This is a genomic window from Actinophytocola sp. NPDC049390 (assembly GCF_044466355.1).
Taxonomy (GTDB): domain Bacteria; phylum Actinomycetota; class Actinomycetes; order Mycobacteriales; family Pseudonocardiaceae; genus Actinophytocola.
Genome location: NZ_JBITMQ010000006.1, coordinates 154,977 through 161,243, shown reverse-complemented (window position 1 = coordinate 161,243; position 6,267 = coordinate 154,977). Strand labels below are relative to the sequence as shown.

The following is a 6,267-nucleotide window of genomic DNA, read 5'->3' as shown; positions in this document are numbered from 1 at the left end:
CGCGCCCGCACACACTGAGTTGTCGGTTTCGTGCACACGCCCGGACGCCCGGCGGCACGAAACTGACAACTCGGTATGCCCGGGCGCGCGACTCGCGGTGTTTCTGCGCGTGACTCGCTGTGTTCTGGGGCGTGACTCGCGGGGTTAGTCGGTTAGCCAGTTTCGTTTGCTTGCTTCCCAGGCCAGTTGCATGCGGGTGTCCGCGTTGACGCGGCGCATCAGGTCCTGGATGCGGCGCTGGACGGTGCGTTGGCTGACCTTCAGCGCGGTGGCTACGGCCTTGTCGGTGACGCCCGCGACCAGCAGTGCGAGCAGTTGCCGTTCGTCGTCGGCGAGGTGGCCGGTGTCATCGTCGTCGAAGACCAGTGGTGAGCCGCGTTCCCAGTACGCCTCGAACAACGCGATCAAGGCCGCGAGCAGGCTCGAGTCGTGCACCAAGGCCGCGGTCGGCTCGTCGCCGTTCTCGGTGTGCTGGACCAGCGGGCACAGCGCCACCACGCCGTCGGCGATCATGAGCCGGATCGGCAGGTGCGCGGTCGCCCTGGCGACCTCGCCGTGCCGCACCCCGCGCTCGATGTCGGCGATCATGCCGGGTTCCTCGACGAGCGCGGTCTCGTACAGCACCCGGTACGTCACGCCACGCGCGAGTGCCTCGAACTCCTCGGTGTTGTCCGCCGACGGCATCGCGACGTGCCCGGCACGGCAGAACCACCGCAGGTCGCCGCGGGCCGTGAGTTGCAGGTTCATCACCTGCTGGCGGATCGCGGCCGCGCCGGTGATCACCTCGACGAGCCGCGCGGAGTCCCGGCGCCGCGTGGTGTCCCGGTACTGCTCGACCAGGTCGGCGACGCTGCCTCGGGCGGTCTCCAGTGCCTCCTGGCCACGCAGCAGCAGCGGCCCGAACGCGGCGTCCGGCGGCACCGGGGTGTACTCCGGCCGGTCCGGGGCGGCCTTGCTGAGCAGGCCCAGGTCGTGCAGGGAGCTGAGCACCGCCGTGACAGCCGCCGTGCCGAGGCCCGTCCGCTCCGCGACCACCTCGGGCCTGGCCCGGTGCGTGGTCAGCACCGCCCGGTAGACCCGCTCCTGGTCACCCGTCAACCCGATGGCTTCCAACATCATCGGATTCAAACACGCACCGTGTTTCCCGCCCGGTCCGACCGGGAATTCCACGTCATCGTGGAGGTGAGGACCGTGACCGAGACACTCCCGAAGGCGGCGGGCCGGGCCCGGTTGATCGTCCTGGTGCTCGGGGTGGTGTACCTGGCACTGGCCGTGATCGGGCTCGCCGTCCTCGGTTGGGGCAGCATCCGCGAGTCGGAGAACGCGCGGCTACTCGGAGTGTTCGGGCTCAGCAGGCTGCTGATCGTCGCGCACGGCGCGCTGGGCGTGATCGCGGTGCTGGCGGCGCTCCGCCGGGGCGCGAGCGCCTTCGCCGCGGTCGCCACGATCGTGTTCGTCGCGATGACCGCGTTCGGTGTGGTCGCCAACGTGGTCGGCGACGTCGGCGACCCGCTGCACATGACGTGGTGGAACGTGGGCCTGTACGCGCTGTCCGCCGTGACCTGCGTGTACGTCTACGCCCTGCGCATGAGGGCGGAAGGCTGACCTACAGGCCGCCGAGGGGCCCCGGCGGTTTTCCGGGCGTGGATCGCGGGCACCCGGTTGGTCCGACACGCAGGAGGAGACGATCATGACGGACACACCGGCCGACCCGGACCCCGAGGGCCACAACGCCGCCGAGGACCTGGACGAGGACCGCCTGCGGCTCGACCCCCTCGAAGAGGGCATGGACCCGCCGGAGCACTGGTCCCCGGTGGTGGAGCAGGGGCTCACCGAGCGTGAGGAACGCGAGGGCCGGAACCTGGACGAGCGCCTCCGCGAGGAACGCCCCGACACCGATCTCCCCCGCGAACCACGCGACGAGGTGGACCGGATGGACGCCGAGGGCGAACTCGAGGGTCGCCCGGCCACCGACGACGGCGAGGTCTCCTTCGCCCGTGACTTCGACGAGCCGTCGGAGGAGGCCCGCCGCGGGCAGACCGCCGACGAGGGCGCCGGTTCGGTGGCACGGGAACTGCGTACACCGCGCGACCGCGGGCGATGAGCACCTGACACGGAGGAAGGCCGGGACGTGCGCATCCCGGCCTTCCTCCGTGTGGGTCAGCGAGCGACCGCGCGCCTGCCGCGGAGGGCGACGCCGAGGCCGATCATGAGGACGGCGAGACCGAAGTGCAGCCAGTTGTCCGCCGTGTTGACCGGCACGAAGTTCGCCGCGCTGCTCTGGTCGACGAACAGCCCGTAGAGCCACAGGAGCGCGTAGACCACGCCGCCCCAGATGAGGAACGCCGTCGCACCGGACACCGTCCTGGCGAGGGCCAGGCCGGCGATGCCGAACAACAGGTGAACGATGTTGTGGAGGATCGAGACGTGGAAGACGCCGAGCAGCATCGCGGTGGATTCGTGGCCCGCGAACGTCATCCCGTCGTAGTCGGTGGTCAGGCCGGGGATGAACCCCGCGATCCCGACCAGGAGGAACACCGCCGCGACGACCATGGCCGCCGCCTGGACCGGATGTCTCGTGTGCACCGTGCTGGTCATGTCCTCATCCCTTCCGAACGTCGGAACCGGGTATGCGGGCCGAATACCCCCGTTTCGGTCACCGAACCTGTGTGAATCCCCGGGGCATGGACGAATTTCTCCGTATCTACCTGCGGGACCAGCTGGCGATGGGCATCGGCTGGCGTGAGCTGGCACGACGCGCGGCGCGCGGCAACGAGGGCACCGAGACGGGCGAGGCGCTCGACCGGGTGGCGAAGGCCGTCGCCGAAGACGTCGACACCTTCCGCGAGATCATGCGCAGACTGCGGATCACGCCGGACCCGGTGAAGAACGTCGCCGCGCTGGCGGCCGAGCGGGTCGGCAGGCTGAAGCCGAACGGCAGGCTGCGGGGCTACTCCCCGCTCAGCCGGTTCGAGGAGCTGGAGCTGCTCACCATGGGCATCGACGGCAAGAAGCAGATGTGGCACACCCTGGGCGACCTCGCGGGGCTCCGCGCACGCATGAACGACATCGACTTCGACCGCCTGGTGGCCCGCGCGGAGCAGCAGCGCGCGGAGCTGGAGCCGTACCGCGTCGCCGCGGGCGCGGAGGCCTTCACCACGGCGTGAGCTAGGCGCGCCGCGCGCCGGGGACCACCCGTACGTCGGCCTGTTCGACCCGGACGTGGCTGCCCTGCCGGGTCAGCAGTTCGACGTCCCAGGCGGCGGTCACGCCGGCACGCGCGGCGAACCCCGGTCCGTGACGCACGACGACACCGGTGACGTCGAGGCGTTCACCTTCCTGTACCGGCATCGGCGCCCGCTCTGGCAGGACGAGCGTCACCCAGACGCGGTCACCGTCGCTCGTCCTCGCCCAGAACCCGGTGTCGGCGGGCACGGACTCGACGACCAGGTCGTGCAGCGTGACGTGCCGCGGCGCGGGCGGCTCCGGCACGGGCGGGCCCGCGCACCCGGCGAGCAGCAGCACGACCACGGCCACGAGCAGGAACATGCGGACCACCGTCGCCGGTGCGGGTCCGGACCGCCACCCGGAACCGCCGAAAGCACCAGACCGGGTGGAATATCGTTCGACAACGGGGTGGTGCGCTGATCTACGCTCCGGCCATGCTGCCCTGGTCCGCACCGCTGTCCGGTCGTGTCGAGCACGGCGTCGTCCACAGTGCACTTCTGCGCGACAACCCGTTGGGCGACCCGCACGAGCGACCGGTGTACGTGTACCTGCCACCCGGCTACGACGAGGACTCCGGCCGCCGGTACCCGGCCGTGTACGTGATCCAGGGCTACACCGGGCACGTCGCCATGTGGTTCAACCGCATGCCGTTCCGCCGCCCGTTCCCCGAGCTGGCCGACGAGGTGTTCGCGGCGGGCGACACCCCGCCCGCGATCGTGGTGTACGTGGACGCGTGGACGTCGCTGGGCGGCAGCCAGTTCCTGGACTCGCCTGCCACCGGCCGCTACCACTCGTACCTGTGCGACGAGGTGGTGCCGTGGGTCGACGCCCGCTACCGCACGCTCCCCGACCCCGCGCACCGGGCGATCTCGGGCAAGTCGAGCGGCGGCTACGGCGCGATGGTCACGCCGATGCTGCGGCCGGACCTGTTCGGCGCGCTGGCCACGCATGCCGGGGACGCGTTGTTCGACGTGTGCTACCTGCCGGACTTCCCCCGCGTGGCCCGGCTCCTGCGCGATACGTACGACGGTGACTACGCGAAGTTCCTCGCGGACCGGGCCGAGCGTGTGCACGGCACCAAGGAGTCCGACAACGACCTGATCGAGATCTACGGCTACGCGGCCGCGTACTCCGGCAACGCCGACGGCGGCGTGTCGTTGCCGTTCGACGACACCGGTGCGCCCGTGCCGGAGGTGTGGGATCGCTGGCTGCGCTGGGATCCGGTGCGGATGGCGGCGGAGAGCGCCTCGGCGCTGCGTGGCCTGCGGGGGATCTGGATCGACGCCGGGCGCGGCGACGAGTACTTCCTGGACCTGGGGGCCACGGCGTTCCGTCGTGCCGTCGCCGCGGCCGGGGTGCCGGACGACCGGGTCCACTTCGAACTGTTCGACGGGCGCCACGGGGGCATCGAGTACCGGTACCCGTTGGCGCTGAAGTTCCTCTGCGAGCGGATCGCACCCTAGCGCGGCGCAAGCGTTGTCGACCACAGGTCGGCGCCCTGGCCGTCGCGCAGCCACACCGTCAGCGCGCCCGACCGGCCGTCCACGTGCACCTCACCGAAGTGCTGGAAGCCCTCCAGGGGCGACGTGTTCGCCCGCGGCGGGGTGTGCGTGAACACCGCCTCCGGGCCGAACGTCGGGTCGAGCGTGTTCGGGCCGAACGCGCCCGCGTGCAGTGGACCGGACACGAACTCCCAGAACGGGTCGAAGTCGCCCACCGCCGCACGGTCCGGGGAGTAGTGGTGCGCCGCGGTGTAGTGCACGTCCGCGGTCAGCCACACCACGTTCCGCACGCGGCGGCGCGCGAGCGTGCGCAGCACCCCGGCCAGTTCGTGCTCCCGCCCACCCGGCACGCCGGGCAGGCCGTTCGCGACGCCCTCGATGTCCGCGCCGTCCGGCACGGTCAGCCCGACCGGCAGGTCCGCGGCCACGACCTTCCACGTCGCCTTGCTGCGGGTCAGGCCGTCCACCAGCCAACGGGCCTGCCGCGCGCCCAGCACCACGCCCTGACCGTCGCGCGGCGAGTCGTTCGCGTCCTTGTAGGTGCGCATGTCGAGCACGAACACCTCGACGTGCCGCCCGTAGGTGAAGCTCCGGTACACGCGACCGTCGACGGCACGGCGCTCGTCGATCGGCTGCCACTCGTGGAACGCCTGGAACGCGCGGGCGGCGAGCACGTCGACCCGCTTCTCCGTGTACTGCGGCAGGTCCAGGATCTCGCCCGGGTACCAGTTGTTGACGACCTCGTGGTCATCCCACTGGACCACGCTGGGCACCCGCGCGGCGAAGGCGCGGACGTTCTCGTCGAGCATGTTGTACGCGAACTGCCCGCGGTACTCGTCGAGGGTCTCGGCGACCTTCGCCTTCTCGGGCGTCACGATGTTGCGCCACACCCGGCCGTCGGGCAGCGTCACGGTCTCGGCCAGCGGCCCGTCTGCGTACACGGTGTCGCCGCTGTGCAGGAAGAAGTCGGGGCGGCGGGCCAGCATCGAGCGGTACGCGGTCATGCCGCCGATGTCCGGGTTGATGCCCCAGCCCTGCCCGGCGACGTCCCCGGACCACGTGAACCGCACGTCCTCGCGTCCGGTCGGCGCGGTGCGGAACGACCCGGTGAGCGCCTCGCTGCCGACGCGGCCGTCGAGGTCCTCCGCGGTGACGCGGTAGTGCACGGTCCTGCCCGGCGCCAGGTGGCCGAGCCGCAGCTTGCCGGTGCCCCCGGTCTCCGGGGTGAGCAGGGGGCCGCGGACCAGCCGGGACCGCCGGAAATCGTCGTCGTAGGCGACCTCGACCAGCATGCGGGAGGGCCGGTCGGCGCGGGTCCAGACGATGGCGCCGTCGGTGGTCACGTCGCCGGTCTGCACGCCGTGCGTGAGGACCGGACGCCCGCCCGCCGCGAGCGCGAACCCCGGTGTCCCGGCCGCGAGCACACCCGCGCCGACCGCACCCGCTCGCAACACCGTTCGCCTGCTGACCTGCTCGTTCGTCATGGGCGATGTTCTAGCCGCCCATGACGAACGGCGCATCAACCGCAGGTGAACGT

The 6,267-nt window shown here is 71.4% G+C and carries 8 protein-coding genes; 4 read left to right on the top strand and 4 right to left on the bottom strand.

Translation table 11 applies throughout. The annotated features are described in order from the left end of the window. Positions 1–144: 144 nt before the first annotated feature. Positions 145–1,119, bottom strand: a complete 975-nt coding sequence (locus ACIBVP_RS19320) for a helix-turn-helix domain-containing protein (RefSeq protein WP_396107523.1) — start codon at positions 1,117–1,119, stop codon at positions 145–147. A gap of 72 nt (positions 1,120–1,191) precedes the next feature. Between ACIBVP_RS19320 and ACIBVP_RS19315 the strand changes: the two genes are divergently transcribed. Beyond that, positions 1,192–1,605 carry a DUF4383 domain-containing protein gene (locus ACIBVP_RS19315; RefSeq protein WP_396107522.1) on the top strand — a complete coding sequence of 138 codons (414 nt, stop codon included), beginning with the start codon at positions 1,192–1,194 and terminating at the stop codon, positions 1,603–1,605. A gap of 85 nt (positions 1,606–1,690) precedes the next feature. Beyond that, on the top strand, positions 1,691–2,104 hold the full coding sequence (locus ACIBVP_RS19310) for a hypothetical protein (RefSeq protein WP_396107521.1): 414 nt from the start codon (positions 1,691–1,693) through the stop codon (positions 2,102–2,104). 56 nt (positions 2,105–2,160) lie between these two features. On the opposite strand, the gene ACIBVP_RS19305 is transcribed toward ACIBVP_RS19310, so the two are convergent. Then, positions 2,161–2,598, bottom strand: a complete 438-nt coding sequence (locus ACIBVP_RS19305) for a DUF4383 domain-containing protein (RefSeq protein ID WP_396107520.1) — start codon at positions 2,596–2,598, stop codon at positions 2,161–2,163. Positions 2,599–2,684: 86 nt separating this feature from the next. Here ACIBVP_RS19305 and ACIBVP_RS19300 point away from each other — a divergent pair, with 86 nt between their 5' ends. After that, positions 2,685–3,167, top strand: a complete 483-nt coding sequence (locus tag ACIBVP_RS19300) for a hypothetical protein (protein WP_396107519.1) — start codon at positions 2,685–2,687, stop codon at positions 3,165–3,167. Between the two features lies 1 nt (position 3,168). Here ACIBVP_RS19300 and ACIBVP_RS19295 read toward each other — a convergent pair whose 3' ends face one another. Then, on the bottom strand, positions 3,169–3,549 hold the full coding sequence (locus tag ACIBVP_RS19295) for a hypothetical protein (protein ID WP_396107518.1): 381 nt from the start codon (positions 3,547–3,549) through the stop codon (positions 3,169–3,171). Between the two features lie 113 nt (positions 3,550–3,662). On the opposite strand from ACIBVP_RS19295, the gene ACIBVP_RS19290 reads away from it, so the two are divergent. Further along, a complete protein-coding gene (locus ACIBVP_RS19290; protein ID WP_396107517.1) occupies positions 3,663–4,691 on the top strand; it encodes an alpha/beta hydrolase-fold protein in 1,029 nt (342 codons plus the stop codon). Here ACIBVP_RS19290 and ACIBVP_RS19285 read toward each other — a convergent pair. Continuing rightward, positions 4,688–6,214, bottom strand: coding sequence for an alkaline phosphatase D family protein (locus tag ACIBVP_RS19285; RefSeq protein WP_396107516.1), 1,527 nt, complete (start codon positions 6,212–6,214; stop codon positions 4,688–4,690). The two genes, ACIBVP_RS19290 and ACIBVP_RS19285, sit on opposite strands and share 4 nt — an antisense overlap. Between the last annotated feature and the right edge of the window lie 53 nt (positions 6,215–6,267).

Excerpts from the sequence above, each read along its gene's own strand:
- ACIBVP_RS19320 (WP_396107523.1), bottom strand. The coding sequence starts at position 1,119 with ATGATGTTGGAAGCCATCGGGTTGACGGGTGACCAGGAGCGGGTCTAC.
- ACIBVP_RS19310 (WP_396107521.1), top strand. The coding sequence starts at position 1,691 with ATGACGGACACACCGGCCGACCCGGACCCCGAGGGCCACAACGCCGCC.
- ACIBVP_RS19305 (WP_396107520.1), bottom strand. The coding sequence starts at position 2,598 with ATGACCAGCACGGTGCACACGAGACATCCGGTCCAGGCGGCGGCCATG.
- ACIBVP_RS19300 (WP_396107519.1), top strand. The coding sequence starts at position 2,685 with ATGGACGAATTTCTCCGTATCTACCTGCGGGACCAGCTGGCGATGGGC.
- ACIBVP_RS19295 (WP_396107518.1), bottom strand. The coding sequence starts at position 3,549 with ATGTTCCTGCTCGTGGCCGTGGTCGTGCTGCTGCTCGCCGGGTGCGCG.
- ACIBVP_RS19290 (WP_396107517.1), top strand. The coding sequence starts at position 3,663 with ATGCTGCCCTGGTCCGCACCGCTGTCCGGTCGTGTCGAGCACGGCGTC.
- ACIBVP_RS19285 (WP_396107516.1), bottom strand. The coding sequence starts at position 6,214 with ATGACGAACGAGCAGGTCAGCAGGCGAACGGTGTTGCGAGCGGGTGCG.